The organism is Bradyrhizobium sp., from assembly GCF_028868675.1.
Classification (GTDB): Bacteria; Pseudomonadota; Alphaproteobacteria; order Rhizobiales; family Xanthobacteraceae; genus Bradyrhizobium.
On the sequence record NZ_JAGWUA010000103.1, the window covers coordinates 1 to 16,556 of the forward strand.

18 protein-coding genes, 1 tRNA gene and 1 pseudogene are annotated in these 16,556 nt (G+C 64.7%); 15 read left to right on the forward strand and 5 right to left on the reverse strand.

The window, feature by feature from the left end:
- On the forward strand, positions 1–656 hold a 656-nt coding region (locus KGM94_RS14765; protein ID WP_300260231.1), incomplete at its 5' end, for a CaiB/BaiF CoA-transferase family protein.
- 103 nt (positions 657–759) lie between these two features.
- Here the strand turns inward: KGM94_RS14765 and KGM94_RS14770 are convergent.
- On the reverse strand, positions 760–1,032 hold the full coding sequence (locus KGM94_RS14770; protein WP_300260234.1) for a hypothetical protein: 273 nt from the start codon (positions 1,030–1,032) through the stop codon (positions 760–762).
- Between the two features lie 144 nt (positions 1,033–1,176).
- Between KGM94_RS14770 and KGM94_RS14775 the strand changes: the two genes are divergently transcribed.
- A complete protein-coding gene (locus KGM94_RS14775) occupies positions 1,177–1,392 on the forward strand; it encodes a hypothetical protein (RefSeq protein ID WP_300260236.1) in 216 nt (71 codons plus the stop codon).
- A gap of 54 nt (positions 1,393–1,446) precedes the next feature.
- Here the strand turns inward: KGM94_RS14775 and KGM94_RS14780 are convergent, their stop codons facing one another.
- The gene (locus KGM94_RS14780; protein WP_300260240.1) at positions 1,447–2,109 is read right to left on the reverse strand and encodes a TetR/AcrR family transcriptional regulator; all 663 of its coding nucleotides are present in this window, start codon (positions 2,107–2,109) and stop codon (positions 1,447–1,449) included.
- Positions 2,110–2,321: 212 nt separating this feature from the next.
- Here KGM94_RS14780 and KGM94_RS14785 point away from each other — a divergent pair, with 212 nt between their 5' ends.
- Positions 2,322–3,557, forward strand: coding sequence for an acyl-CoA dehydrogenase family protein (locus KGM94_RS14785; protein ID WP_300260243.1), 1,236 nt, complete (start codon positions 2,322–2,324; stop codon positions 3,555–3,557).
- Between the two features lie 130 nt (positions 3,558–3,687).
- On the forward strand, positions 3,688–4,746 hold the full coding sequence (locus tag KGM94_RS14790) for a phosphotransferase family protein (RefSeq protein ID WP_300260246.1): 1,059 nt from the start codon (positions 3,688–3,690) through the stop codon (positions 4,744–4,746).
- Between the two features lie 269 nt (positions 4,747–5,015).
- On the opposite strand, the gene KGM94_RS14795 is transcribed toward KGM94_RS14790, so the two are convergent.
- Together KGM94_RS14795 and KGM94_RS14800 are read right to left on the reverse strand one after the other, a co-directional pair.
- Complete coding sequence (locus KGM94_RS14795) at positions 5,016–6,323, reverse strand: MFS transporter (RefSeq protein ID WP_300260249.1); 1,308 nt, start codon at positions 6,321–6,323, stop codon at positions 5,016–5,018.
- A gap of 465 nt (positions 6,324–6,788) precedes the next feature.
- Positions 6,789–7,574 carry an SDR family oxidoreductase gene (locus KGM94_RS14800; protein ID WP_300260252.1) on the reverse strand — a complete coding sequence of 262 codons (786 nt, stop codon included), beginning with the start codon at positions 7,572–7,574 and terminating at the stop codon, positions 6,789–6,791.
- A gap of 134 nt (positions 7,575–7,708) precedes the next feature.
- Here KGM94_RS14800 and KGM94_RS14805 point away from each other — a divergent pair, with 134 nt between their 5' ends.
- Together KGM94_RS14805 and KGM94_RS14810 are read left to right on the forward strand one after the other, a co-directional pair.
- Positions 7,709–8,407 (forward strand): histidine phosphatase family protein, encoded by a 699-nt coding sequence (locus KGM94_RS14805; RefSeq protein ID WP_300260255.1) that lies wholly within the window; start codon positions 7,709–7,711, stop codon positions 8,405–8,407.
- Positions 8,408–8,467: 60 nt separating this feature from the next.
- Entirely contained in the window at positions 8,468–9,235 is a 768-nt protein-coding gene (locus tag KGM94_RS14810; protein WP_300260258.1) for an SDR family oxidoreductase, read from the forward strand.
- A 52-nt stretch (positions 9,236–9,287) separates the two neighbouring features.
- On the opposite strand, the gene KGM94_RS14815 is transcribed toward KGM94_RS14810, so the two are convergent.
- Entirely contained in the window at positions 9,288–10,511 is a 1,224-nt protein-coding gene (locus KGM94_RS14815) for a serine hydrolase domain-containing protein (protein WP_300260261.1), read from the reverse strand.
- 148 nt (positions 10,512–10,659) lie between these two features.
- On the opposite strand from KGM94_RS14815, the gene KGM94_RS14820 reads away from it, so the two are divergent.
- The 9 genes and pseudogenes from KGM94_RS14820 to KGM94_RS14860 form a co-directional block, all read left to right on the forward strand.
- Positions 10,660–10,735: transfer RNA gene (locus tag KGM94_RS14820), tRNA-Trp, on the forward strand.
- A 289-nt stretch (positions 10,736–11,024) separates the two neighbouring features.
- Positions 11,025–11,216 carry a preprotein translocase subunit SecE gene (gene secE, locus KGM94_RS14825; protein WP_300260264.1) on the forward strand — a complete coding sequence of 64 codons (192 nt, stop codon included), beginning with the start codon at positions 11,025–11,027 and terminating at the stop codon, positions 11,214–11,216.
- Complete coding sequence (gene nusG / locus KGM94_RS14830) at positions 11,216–11,770, forward strand: transcription termination/antitermination protein NusG (RefSeq protein ID WP_300260267.1); 555 nt, start codon at positions 11,216–11,218, stop codon at positions 11,768–11,770. The genes secE and nusG overlap by 1 nt, the downstream gene beginning before the upstream one ends.
- A gap of 134 nt (positions 11,771–11,904) precedes the next feature.
- Positions 11,905–12,333, forward strand: coding sequence for a 50S ribosomal protein L11 (rplK, locus tag KGM94_RS14835; RefSeq protein WP_300260270.1), 429 nt, complete (start codon positions 11,905–11,907; stop codon positions 12,331–12,333).
- Between the two features lie 6 nt (positions 12,334–12,339).
- Positions 12,340–13,032, forward strand: coding sequence for a 50S ribosomal protein L1 (gene rplA, locus KGM94_RS14840; protein ID WP_212456588.1), 693 nt, complete (start codon positions 12,340–12,342; stop codon positions 13,030–13,032).
- A 95-nt stretch (positions 13,033–13,127) separates the two neighbouring features.
- Positions 13,128–14,081 (forward strand): 2-hydroxyacid dehydrogenase, encoded by a 954-nt coding sequence (locus KGM94_RS14845; RefSeq protein WP_300260278.1) that lies wholly within the window; start codon positions 13,128–13,130, stop codon positions 14,079–14,081.
- A 563-nt stretch (positions 14,082–14,644) separates the two neighbouring features.
- Positions 14,645–15,163, forward strand: coding sequence for a 50S ribosomal protein L10 (rplJ, locus tag KGM94_RS14850; RefSeq protein WP_300260283.1), 519 nt, complete (start codon positions 14,645–14,647; stop codon positions 15,161–15,163).
- Positions 15,164–15,214: 51 nt separating this feature from the next.
- Positions 15,215–15,592: a 50S ribosomal protein L7/L12 gene (gene rplL, locus KGM94_RS14855; RefSeq protein WP_300260281.1), complete on the forward strand. Its 378-nt coding sequence runs from the start codon at positions 15,215–15,217 to the stop codon at positions 15,590–15,592.
- 491 nt (positions 15,593–16,083) lie between these two features.
- A pseudogene (locus tag KGM94_RS14860) lies at positions 16,084–16,556 on the forward strand (DNA-directed RNA polymerase subunit beta); the annotation flags it as partial.

Consider the following 16,556-nt stretch of genomic DNA (forward strand, 5'->3'; position numbering starts at 1 on the left):
TTCTCTCGGCGCTCTATCATCGCGACGTCCATGGCGGGCAAGGGCAGCATATCGACGTCTGCCTGTTCGATACCGTCATCGCGTCGTTGTCGCACTGGCTGCAGATCTACCTCGTCAACGGCAAGATGCCGCCGCGCCGCGGCACCTGGGGCAATGGCGGCATGCCGGCCGGCGTGTTCCGCTGCACCGACGGGGAGTTGATGCTGGTGGTCGGCAATGACGGCCAGTTCCAGCGCACCTGCGCGGTCCTCGGCGAGCCCGAACTCGCCAACGACAAGCGCTTCATCAAGAACAACGACCGCGTTGTGCACGGCAAGGAGATCATGGCGATCTTCGCCGGGCTGTTCCTCAAGAAGCCGGTGGCCTACTGGCTGGAAAAGCTGGAGGAGGCCGGCGTGCCGTCGGGGCCGATCAACAATTTCGAGCAGGTGTTCAGCGATCCGCACGTCCAGTCGCGCGGCATGCGGGTGAAGACCAGGCACAAGTTCGAGCCCGAGCTGTCGCTGATCCGCAACGCGCTGACGCTTTCGGGGACCCCGATCACCGAATACCGCGCCCCGCCGCTGCTCGGCGAGAACACGCAGGAGGTGCTCGGCGAAAAGCTCGGCTATGATGCGGCGAAGATCGAGAACCTGAAGAAGCAGGGCGTGATCTGAGTTTCTTCATCTCGCTCCGCTTGAGGCGCGTGCGATACTGTCGCTCGAGTTCGCGGATGCAGCCCATCCGAGGAAGCGCGCGGGATGCTCGGGCTTGCCTGAGCTATTTCGCCAGTGCCAGCCAGCGCTCGGTGGCGGCGATCGCGCCGGTCCAGGGCGGAGGCGAGGGTTTTCCGCGGTGCAGCGCCTTGCCGACCTCGCAGATCGCCAGGAACGCGCTCGCGCGCGCCTCGTCGATCTCGATCGACTGATCGTCCCCGCCGCCGCGCGTCAGCTCGATCAGGCCGTTGAGCATCGCCAGCGCCGCCTGCGGTTCGGCCGCCTCGGCGGTCTTCAGCGCCTGGAACACGTGTCGTGCCTTGTCCTGTTCGCTCATGCGGGGCAACCCGGCTGCAAATCGTCGCCAGACTAGCATGGCCGCAGACGGGCGATCCACAAAGCCGTAGTCGCACAGGCTTTCCCGCCGCGCACGAATCACGCCCACTGTCGGGGCGCGGGGGCGCCCGGGGGAAACAAACAAATGTCCTATACGATCGGGTTTCAAGCCAGGAACCAGAAGGCCGTTCTGGCAACGGAGGCGGCGACCGCCAACCAGGCCGTCGCCATCGTCGCGAAGCTGCGCGAGAGCGCCGACGAGATCAAGTTCATCCGCTCCCCTCAGGAAGGCGACATGGGCATCGAGATGCTCCTGCTGCTCGCCAAGGAAGAAGCCGAGGAGATGCCGCAAAGGGTGTGATGGCTTCCTTCTCACACCTTACGCGGGGAGAAGGAAGAGAAGGGCGATCCCGCTTCAGCGCACCGCCACCCTGGCCGGCGCTTTGCCGGTCGCCTTGCCCGCGGTCAACGCCGTCGCCGCCACGCTGACCACGCGTTCGATGATGGCATCGACGTCGTCGAGGTCGCAGCGTCCGTCCGACAGCTTCGTCAGCCGCTCGCTCTCGCGGATGGTGTGGTGCGCCATCGCGAGCGCGAAATGCAGGCCCCAGTAGATTTCCTCGTCGCTGCGCTCGGGCAGCGCGCGGCGCATCGCGTTCGCGAACTTTCGCAGATGGTCGATCTCGCGGTTCTTGATGCGGCGGATCGGCGGCACGGATTCGATCGAGGCGCGGATCATGAAGCGCGCCGCAGTGGAGCGCTGGTTCTCCGGCCCCAGGCAGCCGCGCAGGGTCGGGCCGACCAGCGCCCGCAGGATCACCTCGATCGGCGCCCGGCCGCCGCCCTGTTCCTCCGCCGCCTTCAGTTCGCGCAGACGCTCGCGGTTGGTGGCGATCGAGCGGGTGACGAACAATTCCGCGATCAATTCGTCCTTCGAGCCGAAATGATAGTTGACGGCCGCGAGGTTGACGTCGGCCTCCGCGACGATGTCGCGCAGCGTCACGTCGCCGAAGCCGCGATCGGCATAGAGCCGTTCGGCGGCGGCGAGAATGGCGGACCGCGTCTGATCGCTGGCCATGGGTGCCCTCGGGGAGGGGAGTTGCAATTCAAACAGTTGTATGAAACTATCGTTTGAAGGCCGGAAAAAGTCAATCCGCGTTTCGGGAATCGGTCGCACTTCGCGGGCCACGGTTCCCCCGGGCGGTCCGCGGGCGCATTGCGCTTGCGGGCGGGCGCGCGCGGCAGCACAGTCCGGCGAAAGAGCTTTCAGCAAGAGACGAGGAGCGTCCCATGGACTTCGATATGTCGGCGAAACAGAAGGAATGGCTGGAGCGCGTGCAGTCCTTCATGACCAAGCACGTCCGCCCCGCGGTGCCGGTCTACAAGCAGCAGGACGTCTCCGGCGACCGCTGGAAGGTGATCCCGATCCTGGAGGACCTCAAGAAGAAGGCCAGGGCCGAGGGCCTCTGGAACATGTTCATGCCGCCGTCCGAGCATGAGGACGACGAATTCCGCGGCGCGGGATTGACCAACCTCGAATACGCGCTGCTCTCGGAGCAGATGGGCCACATCTCCTGGGCCTCGGAAGTGTTCAACTGCTCGGCGCCCGACACCGGCAACATGGAAGTGTTCATTCGCTACGGTTCCAAGGAGCAGAAGCGGAAATGGCTTCGTCCCCTGATGGACGGCGAGATCCGCTCCGCCTTCCTGATGACGGAGCCGGCGGTGGCCTCGTCGGACGCGACCAACATCGAGACCAGCATCAAGCGCGACGGCGATCACTACGTCATCAACGGCCGCAAATGGTGGTCGTCCGGCGTCGGCGATCCCCGCTGCAAGATCGCGATCTTGATGGGCAAGACCGATTTCAACGCCGCCAAGCATCAGCAGCAGTCGCAGATCCTGGTGCCGCTCGACACCCCCGGTATCAAGGTCGAGAAAATGCTGCCGGTGTTCGGCTTCGACGATGCGCCGCACGGCCACGCCCAGGTGCTGCTCGAGAACGTGCGGGTGCCGAAGGAGAACATCCTGCTCGGCGAGGGCCGCGGCTTCGAGATCGCGCAGGGCCGCCTCGGTCCGGGCCGCATCCATCACTGCATGCGCACCATCGGCAAGGCCGAGGAGGCGCTGGAGAAGATGGTCAAGCGGCTGATGTCGCGCACCGCCTTCGGCAAGAAGATCGTCGAGCACTCGGTGTGGGAGCAGCGCATCGGCGAGGCTCGCACCAACATCGAGATGACGCGGCTTCTGTGCCTCAAGGCCGCCGACATGATGGACAAGGTCGGCAACAAGACCGCGCAGGCCGAGATCGCCATGATCAAGGTCGCAGCCCCCAACATGGCGCTGAAGATCATCGACGAGGCGATCCAGGCCTTCGGCGGTGCCGGCGTGTCCGACGACGCAGGGTTGGCCAAGGACTATGCCGGCATCCGCACGCTGCGGCTCGCCGACGGTCCGGACGAGGTGCATAATCGCGCCATTGCCAGACTTGAAATCCGGAAGTATGCCAACTCTCCCAAGCACTGAGGGAGAGGGCCTGGTGGCGCTCCCGAGTTAAGAAACGACGGAGCATGATCCGGACCGGAACGACCGCTCGACGCAAGTGAGCCGCCGTTTTCGGGATAGGATCATGCTCCACCCAAGAGGGAGCGTCATCGTGGCTGACGGCGTCAGGAAAGACGAAGAGTTCTCGGGCACCAAGGAGGTCGAGGAGCGGCATCGTTTCGACGAGGCCAGGCTCGCTGCCTGGATGGCCGGGAACGTCGAAGGCTATCAGGGACCGCTGACCGTCCTGCAGTTCAAGGGCGGCCAGTCCAACCCGACCTACCGGCTCAACACGCCGACCCGTTCCTACGTGATGCGGCGCAAGCCGTTCGGCAAGCTGTTGCCCTCGGCGCATGCGGTCGACCGCGAATATCGCGTGATCGCCGCGCTCGGCAAGCAGGGCTTTCCGGTCGCCAAGGCCTATGCGCTCTGCCAGGACGACGGCATCATCGGCGCCGCCTTCTACATCATGTCGATGGAGGAGGGCCGGGTGTTCTGGGATCCGACGCTGCCGAGCCAGACGCCGGAGAATCGCCGAAAAATCTTCACCAGCAAGATCGAGACGCTGGCGAAACTGCACATGTTCGATCCCAACGCGATCGGGCTTTCCGACTTCGGCAAGCCCGGCAATTATTTCGCGCGCCAGATCGACCGCTGGACCAAGCAGTATCGCGCGTCCGAGACGCAGCACATTCCGGAGTTCGAGAAGGTCGCCGAATGGCTGCCCAAGACGGTGCCGCAGCAGGAGCGCATCTCGGTGGTGCATGGCGACTATCGCCTCGACAACATGATCTTCCACGCGACGGAACCGCGGGTGCAGGCCGTGCTGGACTGGGAGCTGTCGACGCTCGGCGATCCGATGGCCGACTTCACCTACCTCCTGATGCAGTGGATCATGCCGGGCCTGCAAGGCGCGGACCTCAAGGCGCTCAACATTCCGAGCGTGGAGGAGGCGGCGCAGATCTACTGCAACGTCAACAACATGAAGGTGCCGGACCTCAACTGGTACTTCTCCTATAATCTGTTCCGCCTCGCCGGCATCACGCAAGGCATCGCCGGCCGCGTCCGCGACGGCACCGCCGCCAACGCCAAGGCGCGCGAGTCCGCCGCCCGCACCGTGCCGTTGTCGAAGGCGTCATGGGAATACGCCCAGAAGGCGGGCGCGGTTTAGATTGGAAAAAGGGACTGCGGAACGAAAAGGGCGCGGCCGGTGGCCGCTCCCTTTTTTTGGGGCGCTCGTGTCCCAGATGCGTCGCAGGTCTTGTAGGGTGGGGCAAAGGCGCGAAGCACCGTGCCCACCACTTCTCTCTCTGCACTTGTGACAGACGTGGTGGGCACGCTTCGCTTTGCCCACCCTACGCAGCAACACGCTTGTTGCGCTTGATATCACCACGTCTGCGGTGTCATTGCCCGCGTCCGCAGTCCGCGCCCACGCTTCCGTCAGTCGGTCAATGAACTGCGCCTGGTCTCGCGCGCTGCGAGAGCTGCGGTCAGGGTGACGAGCGCGAAGACGATCATCATGATCGATACGCCCGTGGTGCCTCCGAAATATCCCGCCATCGCGGTCGCGATGATCGGTGCGAGGCCGCCGCCGATCGCCGCCGACGCCTGAAACCCGAACGACGCCCCGCTGTAGCGCACGCGGGAACCGAACAGCTCGGGGAAGTAGCAGGATTCGAGGCCGAACATCATGCCGTGCCCGAAGTTCATCGCGATGGCGATGGCGGCGAAGACGAGCGCGGTGCTCTTGCTTTCCAGCAGCCAGAACAGCGGAAACGCAAACGCGATCGTGAACAGCGCACCGAGGATGTAGAACGGGCGCCGGCCGATCAGGTCCGACAGCCAGCCGAACAGGGGCAGCGTGATCAATTCGAACAGTGCGGCATACATCACGGCATCGAGCAGGAACGGCTTGGCGAGGCCGAGCTGCGTCGTCGCGTAGACGACGACGAACACGGTCAGCATGTAGACCCAGGTGACTTCCGAGAGCTTGAGCCCCACCGCGATCAGGAACGTCCTGGTGTTCCTTCCGACGGCTTCGCCGAAGGGATTGCCGGACAAGTCGTTGCGGTTCTTCAGTCTCTCGAACACCGGCGTCTCGGGGATCCGGGTGCGCACGAACGTGCCGATGGCGAGGAGGACGATGCTGATCAGGAAGGGGATTCGCCAGCCATAGGCTGCGAATTCTGCATCGGGCAGTTTCGAGACCAGCGCGAAAACCAGCGTTGCCAGCACCAGCCCGATCGGGAATCCGATTTGAACGAAGCTGGTGTAGAAGCCGCGATTGTCGGCGGGAGCGTGCTCGAGCACCATGAGCGACGCGCCGCCCCACTCGCCGCCCAGGCCGATGCCCTGGATGACGCGCAGCAGGATCAGGAGGATCGGCGCGAAGACTCCGATCGAGGCGTAGGTCGGAAGCAGGCCGATGCAGAACGTGCTGAGGCCCATGATGAAGAGCGTCAGGACCAGCATGGACTTTCGGCCGAGGCGATCGCCGTAGTGGCCGAACAGTGCGCCGCCAAGCGGGCGCGCCAGAAAACCGACGGCGTAGCTGCCGAGCGCAGCCAACGTACCGGCGAGCGGATCGAAGGTGGGGAAGAACGCCTTGTTGAACACGAGCGCCGCCGCCGTCGCATAGATCAGGAAATCATACCACTCGATGATGGTTCCGAGGCAGCTTGCGAATACGACGGAATTGATCTTCGTGCGCTCTGCGCCGACGATCGGCGCCGTTGCAATCATGGTCATTGGAGGCTCCCTGCCTGGTGCGGTGCTCGAGCGGAGATGCGCGCCTCGGCGTGCTGAAACTCCGTCACTCCTAGCCCATTGCAACGGAACCCAACATGCGATCCCGGTCTTAACCTAACTTCTTAGGCTTACCCAGCCGTCGGCCAACCGCGCGCGAGCGCGCTTCTGCGATTGAAATGCGGGACGCGTAGCCCGGATGCAGCGCAGTGAAATCCGGGGCCACTCTCTCCCCGTATTCCGCTTCGTTTCATACGGGCTACGACCCGTTGCGTTGCCCGTCGGGCAAATCACGCAAGGGAAGGGTCAACCATGGTCGGTGACCGCCCGCCGCAGCTCGGTCAGCGAAGCCGAAGCGCAACCCCCGATTCCACTGTGCATGGGGTTGAACCTCGAAAAAGACGTCTCGTGCCGTGCCGGACGCGGGTGCAGCGCGCAAAGCTGCGCCGCATCCGGGGCACGAGATCGTCACACCGGCTTGCCCGTGTACGGCATCGACGCGGTGAGGCCGCCGTCGACCGGAAAAGCCTGGCCGTTGACGTAGGAGGCCTCGTCGCTCGCCAGGAACAGGCCCATCGCCGCGAGTTCGTGCGGCTGACCCGGACGCTTGAGCGGATTGAGCTGGCCGATCCTGTCGGAAGTGCCGCGCTCCTTGGCGCGGTCGAAGATCGGCTTGGTCATGCCGGTTTCGATCAGGCCGGGGCACACCGCGTTGATGCGCACGCCGGTGCCGGTGAGCGAATAGGCGGTGGTCTGCACCAGGCTGATGACGCCGGCCTTGCTCGCGGCATAGGGGTGGCCGGAAGCGCCGGCCTTCAGCCCGGCAACCGACGCCGTGCAGACGATCGCGCCGGATTGCTGCTTCACCAGATGCGGGATCGCGTGCTTCACCGCGAGGAACACGCCGATCAGATTGACGCGCAATATCTCCTGCCAGTGCTCCACCGTCTGCTCGGCGATCGGAACGAGCCCGCCGGAGACGCCCGCATTGGCCCAGATCGCGTCGAGCTTGCCGTAAGCTGCGACCGTGCGGTCGATGTAGCCGATCACGTCCTTCTCGGAACCGGCATCGGCCATCACGGCTTCCGCGATGCCGCCGGCCTTCTTGACCTCCGCGACCGTGTCCTCCACCGCCTCGGTCTTGTCGACCGCGATTAGCTTTGCGCCTTCCCTGGTGAACAGCAGCGAGGCCGCGCGCCCGATGCCGCTGCCCGCGCCGGTGATGATGACGGATTTGCCCTGCATGCGGCCCATGCGTTCCTCCCTTTTGCCTCGCGCGCGTGCTTGCCGCGCGACGGAATTTCAAACAAGATTTCAAACACGCTAAAGTCTTGAGACGCGTCCGCTCCTCACGTACAGCGACAGCCAGCAGGATGGAAGGGTTTCGATTGTCCGATACCAGCAAGCCAAGAGCCGTGACCACGCGATGGTGGTGGGTCCGTCACGCGCCGGTGCGCAGCGACGGCGGCAACATCTACGGCCAGAAGGACATGCCCTGCGATACCAGCGACCGCTACGTGTTCGAGGCGGTCGCGAAGGTGTTGCCGCGCAATGCGGTGTGGGTGTCGAGCAACCTGATGCGCACGCACCAGACGGCAGAGGCGATCTGGGCGGCCGGCTTCCCGCGGCCGGCGGCGATGGTGCAGGAGGTCGATTTCGCGGAGCAGAATCTCGGCCAGTGGCAGGGCATGAACCGCGCCGCGTTCCTGGCGAGCCGGCCGCCGGGTGCAAGCTGGTTTGCCGACATCCGCGAGCCGGCACCGGGCGGCGAGAGTTTCATGGACCTCTACGACCGCGTCTGCCGCACCATCGCGCGGATCACGATCGAGGCGGCGGGCAGGGACGTGATCGCGGTCGGCCACGGCGGCACTATCAAGGCCGCGCTGGGGCTCGCGCTCGGCGGCGTGCCGGAAAAGGGATTGTCCTTCGACATCGACAATTGCTCGATCACGCGGCTCGATCATTTCGCAAGCGACGAACGCGTGGTCTGGCGCCTGCCGATGGTGAACCAGCAGCCGTGGATCGCGGATCCCGCGCACGCCGCCATGCATCAGCCGGCCGGACCGGAAGTCGCCAAGCTCGCGTGAGTTGCGGTCGTCGACGCGGCCTCGAAACCGAAACTGAGATCGTCAATCTGGGAGAGAAACATGACCTTGTTCGACATGAAGGGTAAAGTCGCCGTCATCACCGGCTCGACGCGCGGCATCGGCCTCGCCATCGCCGAGCGCATGGCCGAGCACGGCGCCAAGGTGGTGATCTCCTCGCGCAAGGCCGACGTCTGCGACCGGGTCGCAAAGGACATCAACCACAAGTTCGGCAAGGGCACCGCGGTGGCGATCCCCGCCAACATCTCGTCGAAGGAGAACCTGCAGCACCTCGTCGACGAGAGTAACCGCGCCTTCGGCAGGATCGACGTGCTGGTCTGCAACGCCGCCTCGAACCCGTATTACGGCCCGCTCGCCGGCATCTCCGACGACCAGTTCAGGAAGATTCTCGAGAACAACATCGTCGCCAACAACTGGCTGATCTCGATGGTGGTGCCGCAGATGATCGAGCGCAAGGACGGCTCGATCATCATCGTGTCCTCGATCGGCGGCCTGAAGGGCTCGACCATCCTCGGCGCCTACGCGATCTCCAAGGCCGCCGACATGCAGCTCGCGCGCAACCTCGCCTGCGAATACGGCAAGCACAACATCCGCGTGAACTGCATCGCGCCCGGCCTCATCAAGACCGACTTCGCCAAGGCGTTGTGGGATGATCCGGAGAACCTGAAGGCCTCGACCTCGCGCTCGCCGCTCCTGCGCATCGGCATCCCCGACGAGATCGCGGGCGCGGCCGTGTTCCTGGGCTCGAAGGCCGGCGACTTCATGACCGGCCAGACCATGGTGATCGACGGCGGCGCGACGATCAGCTGAGGCACTCTCGTGGCCCGGACGCGCTGCGGCGCACCGCGTCCGGGCCAGGTCCTCAGTCCACCGCCGCGTACACCAGGTTGCGCACGAGCTCGCGGACATATTCGCGCTGGCCGGGGCCCTGCGACATGAAGACCGCGAACAAATCCTCCTTCGGATCGATCCAGAAGAAGGTGCCGGCGATCCCGCTCCAGAAGAACTGGCCGACGGAGCCGGCCGTCGGCGACAGGCCCTGATCGGTGCGCACGGCGAAGCCGAGGCCAAAGCCGTGACCGGGCGGCAGCAGTGTGCCGTTGATCTTCACGCCGGCGTCGAGGTGATCGGAGGCCATCAGCTCCAGCGTCTTGCGGCCGATGATCCTGGTGCCGTCGAGCGTGCCGCCATTGCGCAGCATCAGGCAGAAGCGGGCGTAGTCCGACGTCGTGGAGACGAAGCCGCCGCCGCCCGACTCCATCACCGGCTGCTCCAGCATGTTGAAGAGGGCGACCTTGTCGCCGGTCCAGGGATCGGTCGGGAACGGCTCGGCGAGGCGGGCAGCGTTGGCTTCGCCGGTGGAGAAGCCGGTCTCGTGCATGCCGAGGGGAGCGAGGATGCGCTCGGCCAGGAACGCGCCGAGCGGTTTGCCGCTGACGACCTCGATGATGCGGCCGAGGATGTCGGTGGAGCGGCTGTAGTTGAATTCCGCGCCGGGCTGGCAGAGCAGGGGGAAGCTCGCCACCAGCGCGGCGTGCTCGGCGTTGCTGATCTTGCGGCTCCGCACCCGCGACTCCCGGTAGGTCCGGTGCACGATGCTCTCGCCCTGGTGCTCGTAGGCGAGGCCCGAAGTGTGGCGCAGCAGGTCCTGGATCGTCATCGGCCGCTGTGGGGCAACCAGCTCCAGCTTGCCGTTGACCTCGACGCCGACCTTTTGATTGGCGAATTCGGGAATGTACTTTGCGACGGGGTCGGACAGCAGGAAATGGCCGTCCTCGAGCAGCATCATGATGCCGGCCGAGACGATCGGCTTGGTCATGGAGAAGATGCGAAAGATCGAGTCGTGCGCCATCGCCGCCGACGTCGCCGGGTTCTGCTTACCTAGCGCCTCGAACCAGCCGACCTGGCCGCGCCGCGCCACCAGCACGGTCACGCCCGGCACGGTTCCCTTGTCGATCTCGCGCTTGAAGGCGTCCGACATCGCCTGCAGGCGGAGCGAGGACAGGCCGATGGTCTCGGGCTTGGCCTGCGGCAGGGACGGGGCGGCGGGTGCGGCTTGCGGCTTCGCTGCGGCTTGGACGTTCATGGTCTCTCCCGGGTTGCTCTTGTTGTTCAACAAGAACTCTGGCCCAGAAGTCGCGGTCCGAACAAGCCGTCTCGATGCGCTTCTCCCTTGCAAACCGTGCGCCCCCTGTGCTTGAAAGCGGCGCTGACGGACGGCGATGCCGTCCCGTAGGAGTGTAGCTCAATTGGTAGAGCACCGGTCTCCAAAACCGGGGGTCGCAGGTTCGAGCCCTGCCACTCCTGCCAGCGGCTTTCCCCGCTAACCCCTTGATCCCGAACCTTTCCGGAATGGCCGTTTCCGGGCCGGGCGCTTTGACCGCAGTCGTCCATATCTTGACCTTTGGCCCCATCCGCAGTAGATAGCCGCCACCTGCAGCCGGCCCGTCAAAGCGGATTTCCGGCGCGGCTTTGAAATCCCCGAACAATCGAGCCCGGTTTCCGGCTCATCCTTCACGAGAGGGCTGGGCCAACGGCGGCTGTTCGGATCCCCGGTAATCTCTATCCGTGTTACGACGGACGTTGGACCCTTAAGACGATGGCGATCAGCCCGTTCAAATTCTTGCAGGAAGTGCGCTCGGAGACCGCCAAGGTCACCTGGCCGACCCGCCGCGAGACGATGATTACCACGATCATGGTGTTCGTCATGGTCGCGTTCGCCTCGATCTTCTTCTTCGCCGCCGACCAGATCATCCGCTACCTCGTCACCCTCCTTCTGGGCGTTCACTAATGGCAACCGCCGCAACACAGATCTCCGACAAGCGCTGGTACATCGTCCACGCCTATTCGAACTTCGAGAAGAAGGTCGCCGAATCGATCCGAGAGCAGGCCAAGCAGCGCGGGCTCGAGGAACTGTTCGAGCAGGTCCTGGTGCCGACCGAGAAGGTCACGGAAGTGCGCCGCGGCCGCAAGATCGACGCCGAGCGCAAGTTCTTCCCCGGCTACGTGCTGGTGAAGATGAAGCTGACCGACGAGGCGTTCCATCTGATCAAGAACACGCCGAAGGTGACCGGCTTCCTCGGCGCGGAAAACAAGCCGATGCCGATCTCGGAAGCCGAGGCCATGCGCATCCTGCACCAGGTGCAGGAGGGCGTGGAGCGGCCGAAGGCGTCGGTGTCGTTCGAGATCGGCGAGAACGTGCGCGTGGCCGACGGCCCGTTCGCCTCGTTCTCGGGTGTGGTCGAGGAAATCGACGAGGCGCGCTCGCGCCTGAAGGTCGCGGTGTCGATCTTCGGCCGCGCCACGCCGGTCGAACTGGAATTTGGTCAGGTCGAGAAGGTCTGACCGGACGGCGCGAAGCCTTCGGCTTCGCGCCAAGCAAGGTCGTGGGAGGAAGAGGGCGGTCGCCAGCCGCGCTCGATCCCAACCACGGAACCTGAAACCGCCGGCTCGAGAGGCCGGCACAACAGGAGTGATGCATGGCAAAGAAAGTGACCGGATACCTGAAGCTTCAGGTCCCGGCCGGCGCGGCGAATCCTTCGCCCCCGATCGGTCCCGCGCTCGGTCAGCGCGGTCTCAACATCATGGAGTTCTGCAAGGCGTTCAACGCCCAGACCCAGAAGGAAGAGAAGAACACCCCGATCCCCGTGGTCATCACGATTTACGCGGACCGCTCCTTCACCTTCGAGATGAAGACGCCGCCGATGTCCTTCTTCCTCAAGCAGGCCGCCAAGATCCAGTCCGGTTCGAAAGCCCCGGGCCGTGACAAGGCCGGCAAGGTGACCAAGGCGCAGGTGCGCGAGATCGCCGAGAAGAAGATGAAGGATCTCAATTGCGACACCGTCGAAGCGGCCATGAAGATGGTCGAGGGCTCCGCCCGTTCGATGGGTCTGGAAGTTGCGGGGTAAGCGGTCATGGCAATCGGAAAGCGTTTGAAGAAGGCCCGTGAAGGCGTTGACCGCGAGAAGCTCTATCCGCTCGCGGAAGCCATCAAGATGGTCAAGGAGCGCGCCAAGTCGAAGTTCGACGAGACGATCGAGATCGCGATCAATCTCGGCGTCGATCCCCGTCACGCCGACCAGATGGTCCGCGGCGTGGTGAACCTGCCGAACGGCACCGGCCGCACCTTGCGCGTGGGCGTGTTCGCCCGCGGCGCCAAGGCGGACGAGGCCAAGGCCGCGGGTGCCGACGTCGTCGGCGCCGAGGATCTGGTCGAGAAGGTGCAGAATGGCACGATCGATTTCGACCGCTGTATCGCGACCCCCGACATGATGCCGCTGGTCGGCCGTCTCGGTAAGGTGCTGGGCCCGCGCGGCCTGATGCCGAACCCGAAGATCGGCACCGTGACCATGGACGTCACCAACGCGGTGAAGGGCGCCAAGGGCGGCTCGGTCGAGTTCCGAGTCGAGAAGGCCGGAATCGTGCAGGCCGGCGTCGGCAAGGCCTCGTTCTCCGAGGAGAAGTTGGTCGAGAACGTCAAGGCGCTGACCGATGCGGTCGCCAAGGCGAAGCCGGCCGGCTCCAAGGGCACCTACATCCAGCGCGTCGCGGTGTCCTCGACCATGGGCCCTGGCGTGAAAGTCGAGCCGGGCACGATCCTCGGCTGAGGCAGACGGATATATTAAGACACGACAGGGGCGGAATTGGGCAACCGGTTCCGCCCCTGACTTTTGCGGAATGGCGTTCGCGGGAGACGACAACAATGACTGACAAGGTCCTGGTCTACTCGCGCTTTCCGAAGACGATGATGACGCGCTTCGCCGAGCGCTTCGACCTGCTCGACACCGCCGGCAGGCCGGTGCGCGAGGTGTTTTCGAGCGAGGAACTCTCAGGCATCCGCGCGCTGCTCACTGCCGGCGGCTCGCCGCTCGGTGCGGAGGCAATGGACCGGTTTCCCGCGCTCGGCGCGATCGTCTGCTACGGCACGGGCTATGACGGCATCGACCTGAAGGCCGCCGCCGCGCGCAATATCGCGGTCGGTCACAGTCCCGGGGCGAATGCGTCCTCGGTCGCCGACATCGCCATGACCCTGATGCTCGCGGCGACCCGCCGGCTCCTGGTCGCCGACGCCTACGTCAAGAGCGGGGATTGGGCGTCGTCGAAGCAATCGCCGATGATGCGACCGCAGGCCGGAATGCGCGGCCGGCACATCGGCGTCTACGGCATGGGCGAGATCGGCCGCAAGATCGCGGCGCGCTGCGCGGCGTTCGAGAGCGAGGTCGGCTATTTCAGCCGCAGCCGCCACGACGTGCCCTATCAGTATTTTCCGACGCTCGAGGCGCTGGCCGACTGGTGCAGCGTGCTGATGATCGCGGTGCGCGCCGGCGCCGAGACCCATCACGTCGTCAACGCCGACGTCCTGAAGCGGCTGGGAAAAGACGGCTGCGTGGTCAACATCGCCCGCGGCTCCGTCATCGACGAGGCGGCGCTGGTGGCCGCGCTGACCGGCAACACCATCGCCGGCGCCGGCCTGGACGTCTACGAGTCCGAACCGCATAAGCCGGACGCGCTGACCGCGCTCTCGAACGTGGTGCTGACCCCGCATATCGGCGGCCATACGCTCGAATCGCATGTGGCGATGCAGGATTGCGTGCTGGCCAACCTGACGGCGTTCTTCGCCGGTCGGCCGCTGCCTCATGCGGTGAAATCGGCCTGAATCGAGCCGATTTGGCCTGTCGAGGCCGATCCCGAACTGGTGTGAATTTTGCTCTTGGCAAGCCGATCCGGAGCGGATAAAGAACCCGCTCCGGACGTGCTGGCCGTTGCTGGCACGTCCGTGCGCGCATTCCGAAAACCCGACACCATAGGAGATCATTCCTTTTCAGGACGTCCGCGAGGATTTGCCCGAAAGGAAGGAGAACCCGTCGGTTGGTGGAATGCGGGCAGGGTCGTACGGCATGCCGCATGACCCGGTCCTGTCCGAGACTGCAGGCGCCCGCGGGGAGCTCTTGTTCCTCAACGGCTTAATCGCATGGCCTGCATAGACGGGTGAAGACCGGATTTCGCTTCGCGGCCGACCCTCGGGCGGCCCGGAATGGGTTTGGTTCGGAACCTCGACACCCCGCAGGCCTGATGGCTTCGGGAGGGCAGGCTTCAATCGTCGTCTCGCCCGGCGTGTCCGAAGGGTTTGGCCCGGAGGTTCAGGTTTGGGTGGGACGATGGGTGCAACCCGGCGGTCCCGCCTTTCGCGCGACGACCGCCAACCGGAGAGAGCTTGCTGTGGAACGAGCGGCAAAAAAAGAAGCGGTCGAACAGCTCCACGAGGTCTTCAAGACCACGAGCGTCGCGATCGTTGCTCAATATTCCGGCCTCACCGTCGCCCAGATGCAGAAGCTGCGCATGCAGATGAAGCAGGCGGGCGCCTCGGTGAAGGTCTCGAAGAACCGTCTCGCCAAAATTGCTCTTGAAGGCACTGACGTCGTTGCCATCGGCCCCATGCTGAAGGGACCGACCGTGATCGCCACTTCGAACGATCCGGTAGCGGCGCCAAAGGTCGCCATGGATTTCGCCAAGACGAACGAGAAGTTCGTCATCATCGGCGGCTCGATGGGCAAGACCGTCCTGAATGTCGACGGCGTGAAGGCGCTTGCCTCGCTGCCGTCGCTTGACGAACTGCGCGGCAAGATCGTCGGCCTCATCGTGGCCCCGGCGACCAAGCTCGCCCAGCTCGCGAACGCGCCTGCGGCCAAGCTCGCACGCGTCATTCAGGCCCATGCCTCAAAGGGCGAAGCGGCCTGACGCCCTTCGCAAAACTCAAACCCGAACCGAACGTCTTAAGGAAACAGATCAATGGCTGACTTGCAGAAAATCGTCGACGACCTCTCGAGCCTCACCGTGCTCGAAGCCGCTGAGCTCGCCAAGCTCCTCGAAGAGAAGTGGGGCGTGTCCGCCGCTGCCGCCGTCGCGGTGGCCGGCCCGGCCGCCGGTGGTGCTGCCGCTGCTCCGGCGGAAGAGAAGACCGAGTTCACGGTCGTTCTCGCCGGCGCCGGCGACAAGAAGATCGAGGTCATCAAGGAAGTCCGCGCCATCACCGGCCTGGGCCTGAAGGAAGCAAAAGACCTCGTCGAGGGCGCGCCGAAGCCGGTCAAGGAAGGCGTGAACAAGGACGAGGCCGACAAGATCAAAGCCCAGCTCGAGAAGGCTGGCGCGAAGGTCGAGCTCAAGTAAGCGAAGCTTGCGCGAGCGGGATCCCGGGCGAGACCCGGGGCCCCGACCCGCAGAACGCGATGGCCGGTTTCGGCCTCGTCGGGCAGGTTGAATGCAAAAGGCGTGCGACGGGACATCCCGACGCACGCCGGACACGAAAAAGTGTGGGGATTTGAGGGCTTGCCCCTCGAATCTCCATTATTGTCGCCCCATATCGGGACGGCAGCACGAAAGCACGGTGGCGGGAACGCCGGAGTTTCCCGCAAGCCGTTGGGAGAGCAGGCTATTTCGGGCTTTTGCAGTCCGTGAAGACGGTCGTTGTGACGGGCGGGTGCGCGTTTGCGCCCCGCACGTCGTTTTGCGTTTTGAAGGTCTGAAGAACAGATTCAGGACATGACCACCTGAAACTGGGCGTCTGGCCCTCGAAGCGGGTTCGAAAATTCAACCCGGGAGGCGGCGGCAGCCGTGGCCCGGAAGGCGTGCCCGGAAGGGCGCCGAAATGAGAGGCCACGATGGCGCAGCAGACATTCACCGGTCGCAAACGCGTTCGCAAGTTCTTCGGACACATCAAGGAAGTCGCCGAGATGCCGAACCTCATCGAGGTTCAGAAGGCGTCCTACGACCAGTTCCTGATGGTCGAGGAGCCGCAGGGTGGCCGGCTGGACGAGGGACTGCAGGCGGTGTTCCGCTCGGTGTTCCCGATCTCGGATTTCTCGGGCACCTCGATGCTGGAATTCGTCCGCTATGAATTCGAGCCGCCGAAATACGACGTCGACGAGTGCCGCCAGCGCGGCATGACCTTCGCCGCGCCGCTGAAGGTGACGCTGCGCCTCATCGTGTTCGATATCGACGAGGAGACCGGTGCGAAGTCGGTGAAGGACATCAAGGAGCAGGACGTCTACATGGGCGACATCCCGCTCATGACGATGAACGGCACCTTCATCGTCAACGGCACCGAGCGCGTCATCGTCTCGCAGATGCACCG

Excerpts from the sequence above, each read along its gene's own strand:
- KGM94_RS14795 (WP_300260249.1), bottom strand. The coding sequence starts at position 6,323 with ATGACCATGATTGCAACGGCGCCGATCGTCGGCGCAGAGCGCACGAAG.
- rplK (WP_300260270.1), top strand. The coding sequence starts at position 11,905 with ATGGCAAAGAAAGTGACCGGATACCTGAAGCTTCAGGTCCCGGCCGGC.
- KGM94_RS14815 (WP_300260261.1), bottom strand. The coding sequence starts at position 10,511 with ATGAACGTCCAAGCCGCAGCGAAGCCGCAAGCCGCACCCGCCGCCCCG.
- KGM94_RS14775 (WP_300260236.1), top strand. The coding sequence starts at position 1,177 with ATGTCCTATACGATCGGGTTTCAAGCCAGGAACCAGAAGGCCGTTCTG.
- rplA (WP_212456588.1), top strand. The coding sequence starts at position 12,340 with ATGGCAATCGGAAAGCGTTTGAAGAAGGCCCGTGAAGGCGTTGACCGC.
- KGM94_RS14780 (WP_300260240.1), bottom strand. The coding sequence starts at position 2,109 with ATGGCCAGCGATCAGACGCGGTCCGCCATTCTCGCCGCCGCCGAACGG.
- KGM94_RS14845 (WP_300260278.1), top strand. The coding sequence starts at position 13,128 with ATGACTGACAAGGTCCTGGTCTACTCGCGCTTTCCGAAGACGATGATG.
- rplL (WP_300260281.1), top strand. The coding sequence starts at position 15,215 with ATGGCTGACTTGCAGAAAATCGTCGACGACCTCTCGAGCCTCACCGTG.
- KGM94_RS14810 (WP_300260258.1), top strand. The coding sequence starts at position 8,468 with ATGACCTTGTTCGACATGAAGGGTAAAGTCGCCGTCATCACCGGCTCG.
- KGM94_RS14800 (WP_300260252.1), bottom strand. The coding sequence starts at position 7,574 with ATGGGCCGCATGCAGGGCAAATCCGTCATCATCACCGGCGCGGGCAGC.
- KGM94_RS14770 (WP_300260234.1), bottom strand. The coding sequence starts at position 1,032 with ATGAGCGAACAGGACAAGGCACGACACGTGTTCCAGGCGCTGAAGACC.
- KGM94_RS14785 (WP_300260243.1), top strand. The coding sequence starts at position 2,322 with ATGGACTTCGATATGTCGGCGAAACAGAAGGAATGGCTGGAGCGCGTG.
- nusG (WP_300260267.1), top strand. The coding sequence starts at position 11,216 with ATGGCAACCGCCGCAACACAGATCTCCGACAAGCGCTGGTACATCGTC.
- secE (WP_300260264.1), top strand. The coding sequence starts at position 11,025 with ATGGCGATCAGCCCGTTCAAATTCTTGCAGGAAGTGCGCTCGGAGACC.